The 17,135-nt window shown below is 71.3% G+C and carries 16 protein-coding genes; 11 read left to right on the forward strand and 5 right to left on the reverse strand.

Annotation, left to right across the window (positions count from 1 at the left end):
- The first annotated feature begins 50 nt into the window (after positions 1-50).
- Positions 51-623, forward strand: a complete 573-nt coding sequence (locus tag AC5PYY_RS11040; RefSeq protein WP_493896863.1) for a hypothetical protein — start codon at positions 51-53, stop codon at positions 621-623.
- Here the strand turns inward: AC5PYY_RS11040 and ctlX are convergent.
- A complete protein-coding gene (gene ctlX / locus AC5PYY_RS11045; protein WP_493896864.1) occupies positions 583-1,629 on the reverse strand; it encodes a citrulline utilization hydrolase CtlX in 1,047 nt (348 codons plus the stop codon). The two genes, AC5PYY_RS11040 and ctlX, sit on opposite strands and share 41 nt — an antisense overlap.
- Positions 1,630-1,796: 167 nt before the next feature.
- Between ctlX and AC5PYY_RS11050 the strand changes: the two genes are divergently transcribed.
- The 4 genes from AC5PYY_RS11050 to AC5PYY_RS11065 all read left to right on the forward strand — a co-directional run bounded on the left by AC5PYY_RS11050 (position 1,797) and on the right by AC5PYY_RS11065 (position 5,135).
- The gene (locus AC5PYY_RS11050) at positions 1,797-2,150 is read left to right on the forward strand and encodes a YciI family protein (RefSeq protein WP_493896865.1); all 354 of its coding nucleotides are present in this window, start codon (positions 1,797-1,799) and stop codon (positions 2,148-2,150) included.
- A gap of 29 nt (positions 2,151-2,179) precedes the next feature.
- Positions 2,180-3,403, forward strand: coding sequence for an RNA polymerase sigma factor (locus AC5PYY_RS11055; RefSeq protein WP_493896866.1), 1,224 nt, complete (start codon positions 2,180-2,182; stop codon positions 3,401-3,403).
- Positions 3,404-3,423: 20 nt separating this feature from the next.
- Complete coding sequence (locus AC5PYY_RS11060) at positions 3,424-4,794, forward strand: L-serine ammonia-lyase (RefSeq protein WP_493896867.1); 1,371 nt, start codon at positions 3,424-3,426, stop codon at positions 4,792-4,794.
- A gap of 215 nt (positions 4,795-5,009) precedes the next feature.
- Complete coding sequence (locus AC5PYY_RS11065) at positions 5,010-5,135, forward strand: hypothetical protein (RefSeq protein ID WP_493896868.1); 126 nt, start codon at positions 5,010-5,012, stop codon at positions 5,133-5,135.
- A gap of 57 nt (positions 5,136-5,192) precedes the next feature.
- On the opposite strand, the gene AC5PYY_RS11070 is transcribed toward AC5PYY_RS11065, so the two are convergent.
- From AC5PYY_RS11070 to AC5PYY_RS11080, 3 genes are read right to left on the reverse strand one after another with little or no spacing between them, the layout of a single operon-like run.
- Positions 5,193-6,506, reverse strand: coding sequence for an anaerobic C4-dicarboxylate transporter (locus AC5PYY_RS11070; protein ID WP_493896869.1), 1,314 nt, complete (start codon positions 6,504-6,506; stop codon positions 5,193-5,195).
- Complete coding sequence (gene aspA, locus AC5PYY_RS11075; RefSeq protein WP_493896870.1) at positions 6,503-7,936, reverse strand: aspartate ammonia-lyase; 1,434 nt, start codon at positions 7,934-7,936, stop codon at positions 6,503-6,505. The genes AC5PYY_RS11070 and aspA overlap by 4 nt, the downstream gene beginning before the upstream one ends.
- A gap of 34 nt (positions 7,937-7,970) precedes the next feature.
- Entirely contained in the window at positions 7,971-8,249 is a 279-nt protein-coding gene (locus AC5PYY_RS11080) for a hypothetical protein (RefSeq protein WP_493896871.1), read from the reverse strand.
- Between the two features lie 560 nt (positions 8,250-8,809).
- On the opposite strand from AC5PYY_RS11080, the gene AC5PYY_RS11085 reads away from it, so the two are divergent.
- From AC5PYY_RS11085 to AC5PYY_RS11095, 3 genes are all read left to right on the forward strand, one after another.
- Complete coding sequence (locus AC5PYY_RS11085; RefSeq protein WP_493896872.1) at positions 8,810-9,148, forward strand: hypothetical protein; 339 nt, start codon at positions 8,810-8,812, stop codon at positions 9,146-9,148.
- Between the two features lie 149 nt (positions 9,149-9,297).
- Positions 9,298-10,809 carry an alpha/beta hydrolase gene (locus AC5PYY_RS11090; RefSeq protein ID WP_493896873.1) on the forward strand — a complete coding sequence of 504 codons (1,512 nt, stop codon included), beginning with the start codon at positions 9,298-9,300 and terminating at the stop codon, positions 10,807-10,809.
- 88 nt (positions 10,810-10,897) lie between these two features.
- Positions 10,898-11,416, forward strand: a complete 519-nt coding sequence (locus AC5PYY_RS11095) for a cupin domain-containing protein (protein WP_493896874.1) — start codon at positions 10,898-10,900, stop codon at positions 11,414-11,416.
- A 3-nt stretch (positions 11,417-11,419) separates the two neighbouring features.
- On the opposite strand, the gene AC5PYY_RS11100 is transcribed toward AC5PYY_RS11095, so the two are convergent.
- Positions 11,420-13,909 carry a DNA gyrase/topoisomerase IV subunit A gene (locus tag AC5PYY_RS11100; protein ID WP_493896875.1) on the reverse strand — a complete coding sequence of 830 codons (2,490 nt, stop codon included), beginning with the start codon at positions 13,907-13,909 and terminating at the stop codon, positions 11,420-11,422.
- Between the two features lie 241 nt (positions 13,910-14,150).
- Between AC5PYY_RS11100 and AC5PYY_RS11105 the strand changes: the two genes are divergently transcribed.
- The 3 genes from AC5PYY_RS11105 to lhpI all read left to right on the forward strand — a co-directional run bounded on the left by AC5PYY_RS11105 (position 14,151) and on the right by lhpI (position 17,118).
- A complete protein-coding gene (locus AC5PYY_RS11105) occupies positions 14,151-14,867 on the forward strand; it encodes a GNAT family N-acetyltransferase (RefSeq protein ID WP_493896876.1) in 717 nt (238 codons plus the stop codon).
- A gap of 86 nt (positions 14,868-14,953) precedes the next feature.
- Positions 14,954-16,165 (forward strand): metal-dependent hydrolase family protein, encoded by a 1,212-nt coding sequence (locus AC5PYY_RS11110; protein ID WP_493896877.1) that lies wholly within the window; start codon positions 14,954-14,956, stop codon positions 16,163-16,165.
- Positions 16,165-17,118 carry a bifunctional Delta(1)-pyrroline-2-carboxylate/Delta(1)-piperideine-2-carboxylate reductase gene (lhpI, locus tag AC5PYY_RS11115; protein ID WP_493896878.1) on the forward strand — a complete coding sequence of 318 codons (954 nt, stop codon included), beginning with the start codon at positions 16,165-16,167 and terminating at the stop codon, positions 17,116-17,118. Before AC5PYY_RS11110 ends, lhpI begins: the two co-directional genes overlap by 1 nt.
- Positions 17,119-17,135: the final 17 nt, after the last annotated feature.

A 17,135-nucleotide genomic window follows, 5' to 3' on the forward strand; every position in this document is an offset into this window, starting at 1 on the left:
CCCTCAACTGGACGCCCTCGCCGGTGCAGTGTTGGAGGATGGTGAGGGAGATGTGGACCGCTGTTCTTTCCGGCCTGGTGGGTGCAGGCACCAGCGCCCTCGCAGTCTTCGCTCTGGACGGGATCCTGGGTGCTCGTGCTCTCCGGCTGGCGGGCCACTGGCGTGGTCAAGCCACCCTCCTCGACGATGGCGACCCAGCCGTCGCGAGCTTCAATCACTACGCGCGCACGTATGAGGCGATCGCAGCTTCCCGAGAAGTGATCGGCGCCCCGGGGTTCGGCTACGCGACGGTATTTCCGGCCGGTGTGTTGGCTGTCGTCTTTACGCTCTCCCGATCAATGATGGACGGTGCGTCGTGGGACGGGGTGGGGCTGGCATCTTTGGCCCTCCTGCTGGGCGCCGGCGCGTTCGTGACCGGAGTTCTCGTCCACGTCGCGCGCGAGAATGTCCGCCGCCGCTACGAGTTCCGGACCAGTTTCATGGTGAGTCGGGTGGGATCCGACTCGTTGAGCGTCTTCTGGTGCGCGCTCGTGGCGGGCCTCATCGGTGCTGGGGCGCTGGTCTTCATGGCAGTCACGGTCGTCAGCCCGTGGGGCCGGAACCTTTACCAGGAGCGGGGTTGACCTGACCGTCGGCGGTGACCGGGTGCTCGTCGATCGCCTCGGCGGTCGCTCCGGGTGCCGGTGCCTGGTGCGGGCGCGGGTCGAGGTGGATCCCGGCGATCATGCACCGCACCGACCCTCCGGCGAGCTCGATCGTCGGGATGTCGACGGCCACGATCTCGCAGGAGCGCTCGATGGCCTCGGTCTGCTCGGGCGTCAAGCTGCGCCGGGCGCGACCCGACATCGCCATGACATGACGCTTGCGCCCGTCCGCGGTCCGCCCGCACAGCTCCACGGCGTTGCCGGCGAACTCGCGCACCTGCTCCTCGGAGATCTCGACGACCTCGCGCCCGTTGACCGCGAGCCGGGCGCGTACCTCCTCGCGCCGCTGTGCGTCCGGGATCATGCCCAGCGCGATGAGCGCCACCTCGGTGCCGATGCAGGCGATCACGTTCGTGTGATAAACCCGCACCCCGTCGGCGTCGACCGCCTCGAACGGCATCGGCTCGTAGTTGAAGTCGCTGCAGAAGCGCTCAAGCACATGGGTGTCCGCGCGGTGGCTGACGGCGGTGTAGGCGACCCGGGAGACGTGGTCGAGCACCATCGCCCCCGTGCCCTCGAGGAAGATGCCGTCCGGCTCCAGCCCGGAGTAGTCCACGATCGTCTGCAGCCGGTAGTCCGCCTTGAGCATCTCCAGGATGTCGCCGCGCCGCTCGTGCCGCCGGTTCGAGGCATACATCGGGTAGACCGCGACGTAGCCGCCCGGGTGCGTGGACAGCCAGTTGTTGGGGAAGACGCTGTCGGGCCGGGCGTGGTCCTCGTCGGTGAACACGTGCACCCGCACCCCGGCGTTCCGCAGGGCCTGCGCCACCGCGTCCATCTCCGCCAGAGCCTGCGCCGACGTGGCCGCGTCCGACTGCCCCTGGGGCACGTCGTGCTGGAAGGCGTTGTCGGCCGCCGTCGCGGGATTCGGCACGAACTTCTCGGCACGGATAAGGATGACTGCGGAAGGGGCCTGGGCGCTCACGGCCGCAATGTAGACGATGACGGTCGACCTCGGCACCTCGCCCCCGGGCCGCCGCCCCGTCGCGCCAACGGAGATTTCCTCGCCCGGTGTCGATCGGCACGCCTCTCGTCCGACATGCCGGTGAGGTTGCGACCGCGGCCTGCCACCTGAGAGGAAAGTGAGCGACGATGAAGTATCTGGTGCTGCTGATGGGTTACGGCGACATGCCGAGCTGGGAGGACCTGTCCGGGGAGGAGCAGGCGGCCGGCATGGCGCAGTTCGAGGCGTTCGACGCGGCCTGCGAGGAGCGTGACGGAGTCGAGATCCTAGCGGGCGAGTCCCTGGCGGAGGGGGACACGACGACGACCGTGCGCACTCGCGGAGGCCAGCGCACGGTGACCGACGGGCCGTTCGCCGAGGCCGTGGAGCACCTGGGTGGGTTCTATCTCCTCGAGGCGCCCGACCTCGACACGGTCCTGGAGATGATCGCCGTCCTCCCCGACTTCGACATGCAGATCTCCCCGGTCGTCGACCCGTCCTGACGTCGCTCGTGTCGGACACGCTCGACCGTGTGGTGCGCGAGGAGTGGGGGCGCCTGGTCGCCCTCCTCCTCGCGCGCCACCGGCGCCTGGACCTGGTCGAGGACGCCCTCGGCGACGCCGTCGAGGCCGCTGCGCGCCAGTGGCCCCGGGACGGTGACCCGGAGAACCCCGGCGCCTGGCTGTATGCCGTGGCTCGACGTCGCGTCCTGGACCGGGTCCGCGCCGAGGCGATGGCGCGGCGTAAGCATGCGCTCATCGCCACCGATCTTGACCGTCGGGGAGCGCCCGCCCAGGTAGGCGCGGCGATGGCGGACCCCGGCGACCTGGTCGAGGACGACCTGCTGCGTCTGGTCCTCATGTGCGCCCACCCCGCGCTCGCCCCCGAGGCCGCCAGCGCCCTCAGCCTCCGTCTTGTGCTGGGGGTCAGCACACATGACGTGGCTCGGCTCTTCCTCGTGCCCGAGCCCACCATGGCCGCCCGCCTCACCCGCGCGAAGAAGAAGATCGTCGCGGCCGGCATCCCCTTGGCCGTGCCCGGCACCGACGCCCTCCCCGAGCGGCTGGCCACGGTCGCCCAGACCGCCTATCTCGCCTTCACCGCCGGGTATGCCCCGGGCAGCGGCCCCGATCCCGTCCGGGTCGAGCTCGCGGGCGAGGCGGTGCGCCTGGTCCGGATCGTCCGCGCCCTCCGGCCGGACGACGCAACCCTCACCGCGCTCCTCGCGCTGGTGCTGCTCCAGCACTCCCGGCGCGACGCCCGCATCGAGGACGGGGACCTCGTGCTGCTCGCCGACCAGGACCGCTCTCGGTGGCGTCGGGAGGAGATCGAGGAGGCCAGATCGCTCCTCACCGCGCCCCAGCTGGCGGCACCGCTCCCGGTCCAGGCGGCCTCCTACCTCCTCCAGGCCCACATCGCGCTGGAGCACGCGATGAGGGCGCGGGCGCAGGACACCCGCTGGGACCGGATCGTCGCCCACTACGACGTCCTGCTGCAGGTCGATCCGACCCCCGCCGCCCGGCTGGCCCGGGCGGTCGCCGTTGCCGAGGCGCAGGGCCCGCGGGCCGGCTTGGTCGCCCTGGACGGCCTCGACCTCCCCGGCAGCCACCGGCTCGCGGCCATCCGCGCCGAGCTGCTCGCCCGAGCGGGGGAGCAGGCCGCGTCCGCCGCCGCCTTCGACGACGCGATCTTGTTGTGCCGCAACGACTCTGAGCGACTCCACCTGCACCGACGACGCGCTGCCCTGGACATCTGAGCGAGCGCTAGGCTTTATCCGTGGCCCTGAGCGTGCTGGATCTCTTCACCGTCGGCATCGGCCCCTCGTCCTCGCACACCGTCGGGCCGATGCGGGCCGCCGCGCAGTTCGCCCAGGGGCTGGCTGACGACGGGCTGCTCGGCTCGATCACGCGGGTCCGCGCCGAGCTCTTCGGCTCGCTCGGAGCCACCGGTCACGGCCATGGCTCGGACCGCGCCGTGATCCTCGGCCTGCTGGGCGAGGACCCGGAGACCGTCGACACCGCATCCGTGCCCGACCGGGTCGCGGCGGTGCGCGCGACGGGACGGCTGCGTCTGCTCGGCGGGCCGGAGGTGGCGCTCGCCGAGGACGACCTGATCCTGCACCGGAGGCAGGCGCTGCCCGGCCACCCCAACGGGATGCGGTTCGAGGCCTTCGACGCCGCGGGCACTCTGCTGCGGCGGGGCACCTACTACAGCGTGGGCGGTGGCTTCGTCGTGGACGAGTCCGCCGTCGGCGCCGACCGGATCGTCGATGACGACACGCCGCTGCCCCACGCCTTCAACACCGGCCGGGAGCTGCTGGCGCAGTGCGCTGCCGCAGGGGTGGGCGTCGCCGAGCTCGTGCGCCGCAACGAGTCAGCCTTCCGGCCGTGGGAGCAGACCCGCACCCAGCTGCTGCACCTGTGGGCGGTCATGCAGGAGTGCGTGGCCACCGGCATCCGGCAGGAGGGCGTGCTGCCCGGCGGGCTCAAGGTGCGCCGCCGAGCGCCCTTGCTCCACGCCCGGTTGCAGCAGGAGGGCTCGCCCGACGACCCCTGGCACGCCATGGACTGGATCGACCTGTGGGCGATGGCGGTCAACGAGAAGAACGCCTCCGGCGGTCGCGTCGTCACCGCCCCCACCAACGGGGCGGCCGGGATCATCCCCGCCGTCCTCCACTACTACCGGCACCTCGTCCCGGGTGCGGACGACGACGGCGTCGTCGACTTCCTCCTCGCCGCCGGCGCGATCGGCATCATCATCAAGGAGAACGCCTCGATCTCCGGGGCCGAGGTCGGCTGCCAGGGCGAGGTCGGGTCCGCGTCCGCGATGGCGGCCGCCGGTCTCACCCAGGTGCTGGGCGGCACCCCCGAGCAGGTCGAGAGCGCCGCCGAGATCGGCGTCGAGCACCACCTCGGCCTCACCTGCGACCCGGTCGGTGGGCTCGTCCAGATCCCCTGCATCGAGCGCAACGCTGTCGGCGCGGTCAAGGCGGTCCATGCCGCGCGGCTCGCCCGCCACGGTGACGGCACGCATACCGTCTCCCTCGATCAGGCGGTGAAGACGATGCGGCAGACCGGTAAGGACATGAAGGTGAAATACAAGGAGACCTCGCGCGGCGGCCTGGCCGTCAACGTCATCGAGTGCTGAGGTGCGCCAAAGACAAGGCTTCGGCAAAGAAAATGGACTGAACTCTTCCCTGCCCGTGCCTCCGCCTAGCGTCCGAGCATGCAGCCCGCTCGCCGCAGCCTGATGGCCGCGCTCGTCGACGCCGACTGACCACGACAGGTGCTGCCGGCCGCGGAGGGGTCGGCGACCCGGGCGAGCTCGTCGCCCGGGTCGAGGAAGTCGTCGCCCTGAGCACGGTGGTCAAGGCCAGCGACGAGGACCTGGACCTGCTCTACCCGGGCGTCCCGCCCGACGAGGTGCTCCGCCGGTGGTGGGACGACCTCGGCTCGGCCATCCCTCGGGGACCTGCGAGAGAGCCCTAGCAGTCAGCGGTGACGGCCGGGCCCTCCCAGCCCGGTCGCCACCTCTCCCACCCGGGTCTACAGCAGGGCACCCCCGATGAGGAAGCCGATCGCCACGGAGAAGCTGATGGCGAGCACACCCGGCAGCAGGAAGGGGTGGTTGAAGACGAACCGCCCGATCCGGGTGCTGCCGGTGTCGTCCATCTCCACCGCCGCGAGCAGCGTCGGGTAGGTGGGCAGGACGAACAGCGCCGAGACCGCCGGGAAGGCCGCGACCGCTGCGACCGGCGCCACCCCGAGGCCGAGCGCGGTCGGCATGAGCGCCTTGGTCGTCGCGGCCTGCGAGTAGAGCAGCGCCGCGGCGAAGAAGAGCACGACGGCCAGCAGCCACGGCTGGTCGCGCAGCAACCCACCAGCGAAGTCTTCGATCTCGGCCTGGTGCGCCGCGACGAAGGTCGTGCCGAGCCAGGCGACGCCGAGCACGCAGATGCTCGCGCTCATCCCCGACTTGAAGGTCGACGCTGAGAGGATGTCGCTGGGGTGGACCGCGCACGCCAGGACGATCGCGGCCGCGATGCCGAGCATGAAGGCGATGATCGCCTGGTCCCGGCTCATCACCGGCTCGCTGATCAGGCCCACCTTGTCGCTGATCGCGGTGGCGTAGGCCATCACCGCCACCAGCCCGAGGAGGAAGATCAGCACGGAGCGCTTCGCCGCCGGCTTGATCTCACGAGCAGACGCGCCACGCTGGGCGATGACACCGCGCTCGAGCCGCTCCCGGTAGACCGGGTCATGCTCGAGGGCGCTGTGGGGGTTGGCCCGGTCGATTGCCAGCATCACCAGCGCCGTGAGCATGCACGCGACGAAGGTCGACGGGACCGCCACGGCGAGCAGCTCGAGGTAGCCGACGCCCTTCGGCTCGAGGACGGAGGAGAAGAAGACGACCGCCGCCGAGATCGGGCTGGCGGTGATCGCGATCTGCGAGGCCACCACGGCCACCGACAGCGGCCGGCTGGGGCGGATGTTGTTCTCCTTGGCCACCTCGGTGATGACCGGCATGGTGGAGAAGGCGGTGTGCCCGGTCCCGGCCATGAAGGTCATGAGGTAGGTGATGAGTGGTGCGAGGAAGGTCAGGTGCTTGGGGTTGCGCCGCAGCACCCGCTCTGCCAGACCGACGAGGTAGTCCATCCCGCCGGCCACCTGCATGGCGGCGATGGCGCAGATGACCGCCATGATGATCGAGATGACATCCAGCGGCATGTCGCCGGGGGTGACGCCGAGCAGGGCGAGGACGAGCACACCGAGCCCGCCGGCGAAGCCGATGGCGATGCTGCCGAGCCGGGCCCCGAGGAAGATCGCGGCAAGGACGACGAGGAGCTGTACCCAGATCATCGCGCCGCCTTCGGGTCGTCGACGTCGTCGAGCGTGAGGGGCTTCATGAGGTTGTCCAGGGAGAGGATCGAGTCGAGCTCGGCCTCGCTCATCAGGCCCCTCTCGAGGACGATCTCGCGCACCCCACGCCCGCTCCGGGCAGCCTCGCGACCGATCTCGTCGCCGGCCTCGTGACCGATGACGTCGTTGAGATAGGTGACCACACCGATCGAGCTCGTGACGTAGCCGAGGCAGACGTCACGGTTCGCGGTGATCCCGTCTACGCAGGTCTGCGCGAGTACCGTGCAGGCATTCGTGAGCAGGGTGATGGACTCGAAGAGGGCCTGACCGATGACCGGCTCCATGACGTTGAGCTGGAGCTGACCGCCCTCGGCGGCCATCCCGATGCAGGTGTCGTTGCCGATGACCTTGAAGCACACCTGGTTGACCACCTCGGGGATGACCGGGTTGACCTTCGCCGGCATGATCGAGGACCCGGCCTGGCGCTCGGGGAGGTTGATCTCGTTCAGCCCGGCGCGCGGACCGGAGGAGAGCAGCCGCAGGTCGTTGCAGATCTTCGACAGCTTCACCGCCAGGCGCTTCAGGGCGGCGTGGGCCATGACGTAGGCGCCGGTGTCGCTCGTGGCCTCGATGAGGTTCGGCGCCGGCACGCACGGGCGGCCCGTCACCTGCGCGAGCAGCGAGACCGCGAGCGCGGAGTACCCGGGTGGAGTGTTCAGGCCGGTGCCGATGGCAGTCGCCCCGAGGTTGAGCTCGAGCAGGAGGTCCCTGGCGGAGTCGAGGTGACGCTGTTCCTCGCCAAGAGTGACGCCGAAGGCGGTGAACTCCTGCCCGAGCGTCATCGGCACCGCGTCCTGCAGCTGGGTCCTCCCCATCTTCAGCACGTCGGAGAACTCCTGCCCCTTCGCGGCGAACGAGCGCTCCAGGTGAGTGAGCGCCTGCGCGAGCTCACCGATCATCGAGTCCAGCGCTAGTCGGAAGCCGCACGGGTAGGCGTCGTTCGTCGACTGGCTGCGGTTGACGTGGTCGTTCGGGTTGACAACGTCGTACCGGCCGCGCTCGTAGCCGAGCCGCTCGAGAGCGAGGTTGGCGAGCACCTCGTTGGTGTTCATGTTGACCGAGGTCCCGGCACCGCCCTGGAAGACGTCGATCGGGAACTGGTCGAGGCACCGACCGTCGTCGAGCACGTCGTCGCACGCCCCGACGATCGCGTCCGCGATCTCCTGCGGGAGGGCGCCGAGCTGGGCGTTCGCCAGCGCCGCCGCCTTCTTGACCCGCACCATGCCGAGGACCATCTGCGGCACGTCGCTGATGGTGGTCCCGCTGATTGGGAAGTTCTCCACCGCCCGCACCGTGTGCACACCGTAGTAGGCGTCGTGCGGCACCTCCAACGGCCCCAGCAGGTCACGCTCCGTGCGAGTTCTTGCCATCCGAACCACCATCCGCGAGTAGGTCCGTCGACGATCAGTCGACTACTACAAACTGTAGCAATGACGTCGCGACACTCATCCCCCGGTGGCATGACGAAGGGGGTGGCCGGCCGGCCACCCCCTTCGCCTGTGTCAGCTCCCGCTGACCGTGAGCCTCAGCCCTCAGCACCGTGATCGGCGCAACGTCCGGCGTGCCGCCGAGGAAGACCAGGGAGACGAGCAGGTCGTTCCACACCCAGAGGAACTGGAAGATCCCGAAGGACGCCAGCGCCGGGCCGATGAGCGGCACAAGCAGCTGGAAGAAGATGCGCACGTGCCCCGCACCGAGTCGCCCGGCCTCAGCGCCGCCTGGTAGGTCTCTAGCGTGTAGCTGCCCGGGCTGGTGAAGGAAGTCCACCAGCCGGTGTTGTTGATGTCGCGCTGCTCCCGGAAGGAGGTGACGAGCAGACCGATGGTCGGCAGGGTCCACAGCGCGGCGATGGCGATCGCGACGAGCGAGGCGCCTGGGCTGGAGAGGAAGCTCTCGGCCTGCGAGGCAGAGCCCGAGGCCGTCCGGCGCCTCTTGCCCGGTGTCTTGCCGGTGCCCGCGGCCGACGTCTTGTCGCCAACCCGGGTCTCCTCGCGGACCTCCTCGTGGATGTCCTCGCCGTCGACGGGGTTGGGGATGGTACCCAACAGGCGTCCTTCCGCATCTGGATGACGTTGTACGTCACGATCGGGATGACCAGCAGGAAGAGCAGCACCGCGAAGGCGGCCGCCAGGCCTGGTCGGTTGTACCGGAAGAGGGCGTCGCTGACGACCCGCGTCTGACGTCGTCGGGGCGGGTCGGGGAGACCCCCGGCCCGCCTCGACATCAGAGGGAGGACAATCGCCATGAGCACCCCAGAGACGCTCGGCCTCATGCTCTGTGCGATCGCGATCTTCGCGGTCGTCTTCATCGCCATCCCGCTGCTCGCCGCCCGCTTCAGCGGTCGGACCGGTGAGCGCATCCAGGCGGCAAGCTTCGTGCTGCCGACCCTGCTCTTCATCCTCGTGCCGGTGCTCGCGACCGGGATCGGGTTGTTCTACGCGCTCGTCGTGGACTGCACCCCGTGGGAGAAGGTCGCCAAGTGCGCCCAAGGTAAGGCTTCGGCAAAGAAATCGACCGAACTCTTCCTCTGCCCGTGCCTCCCGCCTAGCGTCCGAGCATGCAGCCCGCTCGCCGCAGCCTGATGGCCGCGCTCGTCGACGCCGACAACGCCGGCTGACCACGACAGGTGCTGCCGGCCGCGGAGGGGTCGGCCGGCAGCCCTACCTCACCGGGCGTCGCGAAGGGTTGCTCCTGACCCCACCGGGCGTCGCGTGTGGTTGGATCATCTGCCATGGATCGGGCCCCCGAGATCCACTTCGCCCATGCGCACGGCTCGTCGATCGCCTACGAGGTCTACGGTGACGGGCCGGTGACGATCTGCGGGGTCCCGCCGATGGCGCAGAACATCGAGCTCGCCTGGGAGTCCCCGGTGATGCGGCGGATGTTCGAGCGCTTCGCGGCCTTCTCCCGGCAGGTCGCCTTCGACAAGCGAGGGACCGGTATGTCGGACCGCTCGCTCGATCTGCCCGCCCTGGACGAGCGGGTGGACGAGTTGAGCGCGGTCATGGACGCCGCGGGTGTGGATCGCGCCTTCATCCACGGCGTGTCCGAGGGCGGGCCGATGGCCATCATGTTCGCCGCGACCTATCCCGAGCGGGCCGAGGGACTCATCCTCGAGGGCAGCGCGGCGTCGCTGCTCTCCGACGAGGAGCGCGCCGCCCGGGCGGACCCCGCAGTGCGGGAGCAGGCGCTCGTCCGCCAGCGTGCCTTCATCGACGGCTGGGGCACCCCGGAGTCGCTCACGGTGTCGCTCTTCGGTCCCTCGCTGCTCGACGACGAGGAGTTCTGCCGATGGTGGCCGCACTACGAGCGGCACGCCGCCAGCCGCGACGCCATCGTCGAGCTCTTCCGCCACAACGGTGAGATGGACGCCCGCGGCGTCCTTCACCGGGTCGACTGCCCGGTCCTGCTGGTGCACCGCACGGACGACCAGATCGTGCCGGTCTCACGGGCACACGAGACCCTCGATCTCTTCCGCGAGGCGGGCGCCGACGTACGCCTCGTCGAGCTGCCGGGGCACGACCACTTCACCTTCGCCGGTGACCCCGACGCGGTCTGCGACGCCATCGAGCAGTTCACCACCGGCTCGCTCGCCGCCGGTCGCCCGGAGGCGCGCAGGCGGCATACCGTGACGGTCCGGGTCCTGGGTGGCTTCGAGGTCCTGGTCGACGGCGCGGCCGTGCCACTCGCGTCGTGGGGCTCGCGGCGGGCGCGGACCCTCCTCAAGCGGCTCGTCGTGGCGCGCGGCTGGCCGGTCACCCGGGACGAGCTCATCGAGCTGCTGTGGCCGGGCGAGCGCTCGGACCGGCTCACCGCGCGCCTGTCGGTCCAGCTCTCAGCCGTCCGCCGCATCCTGCACGGCGCGGTGATCGCCGACCGCTCCACGGTCCGTCTGGACCTCTCCGCTGTCGAGGTCGACCTCGAGGCCTGGTCGCTCCTGTCCGACGACACCGAGGTCGTCGACCGGTATGCCGAGCTCCTCCCCGAGGACGCTCACGAGGAGTGGGCTCGCGGCGCTCGCGACGCCGCCCGGGACCGGTTCGTGGCGGCCGCCCGCCGCCTCGCCGACGCGGCCGACGACGAGCGAGCCGTCGACCTGCTCCGGCGCATCCTCGAGGTCGACCCCTACGACGAGGCGGCGCACCGGGCGCTCGTGCGCTGGCTGCGCCGGGCCGGGCGCCAGGGTGAGGCGGCCCGCGCCCAGGAGCGCTACGAGAGCGCCATGGACGAGCTGACGCGCTGACCCTCTCCGGCACGGTGGCCGACGTGGGTCCGCCGGGCCGGCCGTCGACCAGAAGGTTTCCGAAAGGCTGCGCCTGGATGCTGAGGGCATGGAGACGCAGACGAAGACCAGCCCACGCGACCGTTTCGCCCACCTCCCCGACGGCGAGGGGGTGCACTACCACTTCCTCAACCACCTGGCGACGGTCAAGGTGCGGGCGGGGGACTCGGCCTCGGGCATCGGCGCGGTCGAGTTCGCCGCCCCGCGCGGTTTCGGCCCGCCCCTGCATGTGCACCGCGAGGAGGACGAGCTCTTCTACGTCCTCGAGGGGCGCGTCCGGTTCGAGCTCGATGGCGGCGCGTCGGTCGTGCACGGCGAGCCGGAGAGCTGCCTGCTGCTGCCGGTCCACGTGCCGCACACCTTCTGCGTGGAGTCCGACACCGCGCGGATGTTGACGGTCTTCGCCGGTCGGCGGTCGGCGCCGAGCTTCGACCACTTCGTCGAGACGCTCGGTGTCCCCACCGCGGAGGCGACCCTTCCGACCCCGGTCGAGATCGACCCGGGGGTGGTCGCCCAGGCTTGCGCCCAGCACGGGATGGAGGTCCTCGGGCCGCCGCCGTTGGCCTGAGGACTACCTCGGGCTGGCGACGGCAGCGATGGGGGCACTGGCCGGGACGCCCGACCCGTCCCGTTTGTCGTTGGTCTCCGGCAGCTCGACCGCCACGCCGTTGCCCGATGCGGCCCGCGGGGGAGCAGCGCCGGCCCAGCCCAGGATGAGCGCATCCTCGCCGCGCAGCAGGCGGTGGCAGCGCACGCCGCCGGTGGCCCGACCCTTGGTGGGGTAGGCCCACAGGTCCGTGACCTTCACCGAGCCGGTCTGGCTGCCGGCCGGCGACCCCGACGACCCGGCGACGGTCACCACGACGTTCTCCGCCGCGGTGTCCACGGCCGCGAAGCCGATCACGCGACCGCCCTCGCCCAGCTTGATCCCGGCGATGCCTCCGCCCGAGCGCCCCTGCGGCCGCACCAGACCGGCGGAGAAGCGCAGCAGGGCGGCTTCCGAGGTGATGAAGACGAGCTCCTCCTCGCCGCTGCGCAGCTCGACAGCGCCCACGACGGAGTCGCCGTCCTTGAGCGAGATCACCTCGAACGCGTCGCGGTTGCCGGGGTAGTCCGGATTGACCCGCTTCACCACGCCCTGCGCGGTGCCCAGCGCCAGACCCGGGCCCTCACCGGTGAGGCTGCACAGCCCCAGCACCTGCTCGCCCGGCGGCAGGTCGACGAAGGCCGAGACGGGCGCACCCCCGGAGAGGTTCGGCGCCCCGGCCGACGGCGGCAGGGCGGGCAGCTCGACCACCTGCAGGGTGACCACCCGCCCGGCGCTGGTGAGCAGCCCCACCTGACCGCGCGCCGTCGCGGCCACCGTCGAGGTGATGACGTCGTGCTTGGCCCGGCGCCCGCCGCCGTCCCCGCTCTCGAGCGGGTCCTCGCCCGCGGTCCGCGCCAGCAGACCGGTGGAGGACAGCAGCACCCGGCACGGGTCGTCGGCGACCTCGAGCTGCATACCCGCCGCCTTGCCCGTGGCGCTGGGGGCGGCCGAGGACGACGCCGAGGCCCCGTCGCTCTCCAGCAGCACGGTGCGCCGGGGCGTCCCGTGCTCGGCCGCGACGGCGGCGAGCTCGTCCGAGACGAGCTTGAGCAGCAGCTGACCGTCGGCCAGGATCGCCTCCAGCCCCTCGATCTCGCGCTGCAGCTCATCGCGCTCGCCCTCCAGCTCCAGGCGGGAGAACTTGGTCAGCCGCCGTAGCGGGATCTCCAGGATGTCCTCGGCCTGCGTCTGCGACAGGTCGAAGACCTGCATGAGCCGGGTCCGGGCCTCGGCCGCGTCGTCGCTGGAGCGGATGAGCTGGATGACCTCGTCGATGTCGAGGATCGCGACGAGCCGTCCCTCGACGATGTGCAGCCGGTCCTTCTTCTTGCCCAGCCGGTGCTCGGTGCGCCGCCGCACGACGTCGGTGCGGAAGTCGACATACACCTGCAGCAGGTCGCGCAGCCCCAGCGTCCGCGGCTGTCCCTCGACGAGCGCCACGTTGTTGATCCCGAAGGACTCCTCCATCGGGGTGAGCTTGTAGAGCTGCTCCAGCACCGCCTCGGGGTTGAAGCCGGTCTTGATCTCGATGACCAGGTGCAGACCCTTGGTCCGGTCGGTGAGGTCGAGGATGTCGGAGATGCCCTGCAACTTCTTGCTCTGCGCCAGCTGCTTGACCTTCTCGATCACCTTCTCCGGCCCGACGAGGTAGGGAAGGTCGGTGACGACGATGCCCTTCTTGCGGGGTGTGACGTTCTCGATCCGCACGGTCGCCCGCGTCTTGAACGATCCGCGTCCGGTCTCGTAGGCCTCGCGGATGCCCTCGAGTCCGACGATCCGCCCGCCGAGCGGCAGGTCCGGGCCGGGCACGAAGCGCATGAGCGCCTCCAGGTCGGCGTCCGGGTGCGCGATGAGGTGCCGGGCCGCGCCGATCACCTCGACGAGGTTGTGCGGCGGCATGTTGGTCGCCATGCCGACCGCGATCCCGGTGGCCCCGTTGACCAGGAGGTTCGGGAAGGCCGCCGGCAGCACCTCGGGCTGGAAGAGCTGGTCGTCGTAGTTGGGGACGTAGTCGACGGTACTCTCGTCCAGGCTCCCCGTCATGAGCAGCGCCGCCGGCGCCATCCGCGCCTCGGTGTAGCGGCTCGCCGCGGGGCCGTCGTCCAGCGAGCCGAAGTTGCCGTGCCCGTCGACCAGCGGCAGCCGCATCGTGAAGGGCTGGGCCATGCGCACCATCGCGTCGTAGATCGCCTGGTCCCCGTGCGGGTGGTACTTACCCATCACCTCACCGACGACGCGGGAGCACTTCACGTGTGCTTTGTCCGGACGCAGCCCCAGCTCGGTCATCCCGAAGAGGATCCTGCGCTGCACCGGCTTGAGCCCGTCGCGCGCGTCGGGCAGCGCCCGGGAGTAGATGACCGAGTAGGCGTACTCCAGGAACGCGCCCTCCATCTCCTCCTGCACATCGACCTCGAGGATGTTCTCCTCGACGTCGAAGAGGTCCTCGCTCTGCGGGCGCTTGCGGCGGGCCATCGGTTCGGTGCATCCCTTTCGGTGGGTCGGTGCTTCGCTTCGACACCGGTCGTGCGGCTGGCTGGCACCGCGCACACGACCGCGCCGCGCCAGGCATCGTTCAGGGTATGCCGCCACGCCCGGTCGACGGGGGAGGCGCGGCGACACCGGTGGACGAGGCCGGGATGCCCCAGCTGCTCTGCCTGGGCCGGTCCGGAGAAATCTGCTGCGCCCGCCCCTGCGGAGGCCGTACGGTGTCGGCATGTCGACCTTCGCGCCCGTCATCGAGGAGCAGGGCGCCCTGCCGCCCGGCGCGACCGTCCTGCGGGAGCACCCGGGTCTCACGGTCGCCGTCGACCCTGACATGGAGCTGCGGACCGCGGCCGCCCTGCTCACCCGGGAGGAGAGCTCGCAGGTCGTGCTGGCCTCGGGTCCGGCCGCGCAGCTGGCGCTGCCGCCGGCACCCACGCTGGCGCAGGTCCTCGACGGGCTGGCCGGGCTGGGGCTGCGCTTCCACGGGGCGGACTGCCTCTACTTCGTCCCCGAGCGCGAGCGCGCCGCTCTGCTGGCCGAGCCGACCCCCAGCCATGTCCGGGAGCTCTCTCCCGAGGACGCACCGGCCTTCGCGGCGTTCGTGCAGTCCTCCACGACGGAAGATCTCGACGAGGCCTACGTCGAGCTGGACCACTGGCTCGTCGTGGGGGCCTTCGACGGCGGTCGCCTCGTTGCGGCGGCCAGCGCCTACCCGTGGCGCGACGGCACACTGGCCGACATCGGCGTCATCACGCTGCCGACCGCACGGCATCAGGGCCACGGGGTGGCGCTGGTGCGTGAGATCTGCCGGCGGATCATCGCCCTGGGCTACGAGCCGCAGTACCGCTGCCAGCTGAGCAACGACGCCTCGCGGTCCCTCGCTCCCCGCGCGGGGCTGGCGCTCTTCGGCACCCGCGACGTCGTGGTGGCCGAGCCCGTCGCCTGAGCCGGCCCGGGCGCGCTGGCACCGCCGCACCCATCTCGCGAGCACGGTGCCGACCATCGCCGAGCGGCACCACTACGCTCGCCGTCATGAGCAGCGTTCTCTTCACCGGCGGCATGGTGGTCGACGGCACCCTGGCCGAGCCGTCCGTCGCCGACCTCCTCGTCCGTGACGGCCGGGTGGCCGAGATCGGTCCTGACCTGGGCGCCGAGGCCGACACCGTGGTCGACTGCAGCGGCCAGACCCTGACGCCCGGTCTCTTCGACTGCCACGTGCACTTCATGCTGGAGCAGCCCAGCGTGGTCCGGGCCCTGCAGACGCCGTTCAGCCTGCCGTTCTTCCAGGCGGCCGACCGGATGCGGCGGACCCTCGCCACCGGCATCACCTGGGTGCGCGACGCCGGAGGCTCCGACCTGGGCGTGGCGGAGGCGGTGCGGCGCGGCCTCACCGCAGGGCCTCGTATGCAGATCGCGATCACCATGATCAGCCAGACCGGCGGTCACGGCGACGGGTGGCAGGTGTGCGGAGCCCACGTCGACCTCATGGCCGAGCATCCCGGGTGCCCGTCCGGGGTCGTCGACGGACCGGTCGAGATGCGCAAGAAGGTCCGCGAGCTGATACGTGCCGGCGCCGACGTCCTCAAGGTCGCCACGAGCGGCGGCGTGCTCTCACCCCGCAGCAACCCTCTGCACGGACACCTACGCGACGACGAGGTCGAGGCGCTGGTGACGGAGGCCACCGCCGCGGGGCTGCACGTCATGGCGCACGCCCAGGCCACCGAGGGGATCAAGACCGCGATCCGTGGGGGTATTCGCTCGATCGAGCACGGGATCTACCTCGACGACGAGGCGATCGAGATGATGCTGGAGCGTGGCACCTGGCTGGTCCCCACCCTCCTCGCGCCCCGCGCGGTGCTCGCCCAGGCCGACGCTGGCGAGCCCCTGCCAGACGCCGTCGTCGCCAAGGCGCGCATGGTGTCCGAGGCGCACGACGACTCGGTCCGGCGGGCGATCGCGGCGGGAGTGAAGGTCGCGATGGGCACCGACTCCGGCGTGGGGGTCCACGGCACCAACCTCGACGAGCTGGCGATCATGCGCGATCTGGGCATGAGCGAGGTGCAGGCCTGGCACGCGACGACCCAGGTGGCCGCCGAGCTGCTAGGGGTCGACGAGGAGCACGGCACGCTCGAGCCGGGCAAGGTCGCCGACGTCGTCGTGCTCGACGGTGGGTATGACGATCTCACCGGCCTGAGCGACCGGGTCCGCTCGGTCTGGCTCGCGGGGGAGCGGGCTCCGGTCTGATGCGAATGCTCGACGCGGAGGCGGTGCGGGCCGGTCTCGACCCGCCGGCGCTGGTGGCCGCGCTGGGTGACGCCTTCCGGGCAGCGGACGTGACGGTCCCCGACCGCGCGCTCCAGCCGCTGGGCCAGGACCCGGAGGCGACGCTGCTGCTCAAGCCCGCCTGGGGCCTGGACGGCTGGCTGGGGGTCAAGGTGGCCACCCACCACCCGGCGAACGGCGCCCACGGACTGCCCGCCATCCACGGCACCTACGTCCTTCTCGACGAGGCGACCGGCGCCCCCGCAGCGGTCCTCGACGGCACCGAGCTCACCCGGTGGCGCACCGCTGCGGCGAGTGCCCTCGCGGCCGAGCACCTCGCCCCGGAGGAGGTCGGCGAGCACCTGCTCGTCGGCGCGGGCAACGTCGCCGCCGCCGTGCCGGCCTGCTACGCCGCGGTCCGCGACGTGGGGCTCACCCGGGTGTGGGCCCGCGACCCCGACCGGGCCGCGGAGCTGGTCGACGAGCTGCGCGCGCAGGGGTATGCCGCCGACGTCGCCCGCGACCTGCGCGCCGCCGTGCGCACCGCGGATGTCGTCACGACCGCCACCTCGGCGACCCGGCCCCTCGTGCTGGGCGAGGACGTCCGCCCCGGCACCCACGTCGATCTCGTCGGCTCGTTCACCCCGCAGATGCGGGAGGCCGACGAGGCCCTGATGACGGCCGCCCGGGTGGTCGTCGACGTCCCCGAGGCACGGCATACCGCAGGAGAGCTCACCGGACCCCTCGAGCGGGGCACGCTCACCGCGCGGGACGTGCGGGTCACGCTCGCCGACCTCGTGACCGGGCGGGAGCCAGGACGTCGCTCGCCCGACGAGATCACGGCCTTCGTCTCGGTCGGCACCGCGGTGGAGGACCTCGCCGCCGCGGCGCTCGTGGTCCGCACCCTCGGGGCCGGCGGAGATCGCCGTCACTGAACGGGCGCCGGGCCCGA

This window comes from Serinicoccus sp. JS2-9 (genome assembly GCF_059025165.1).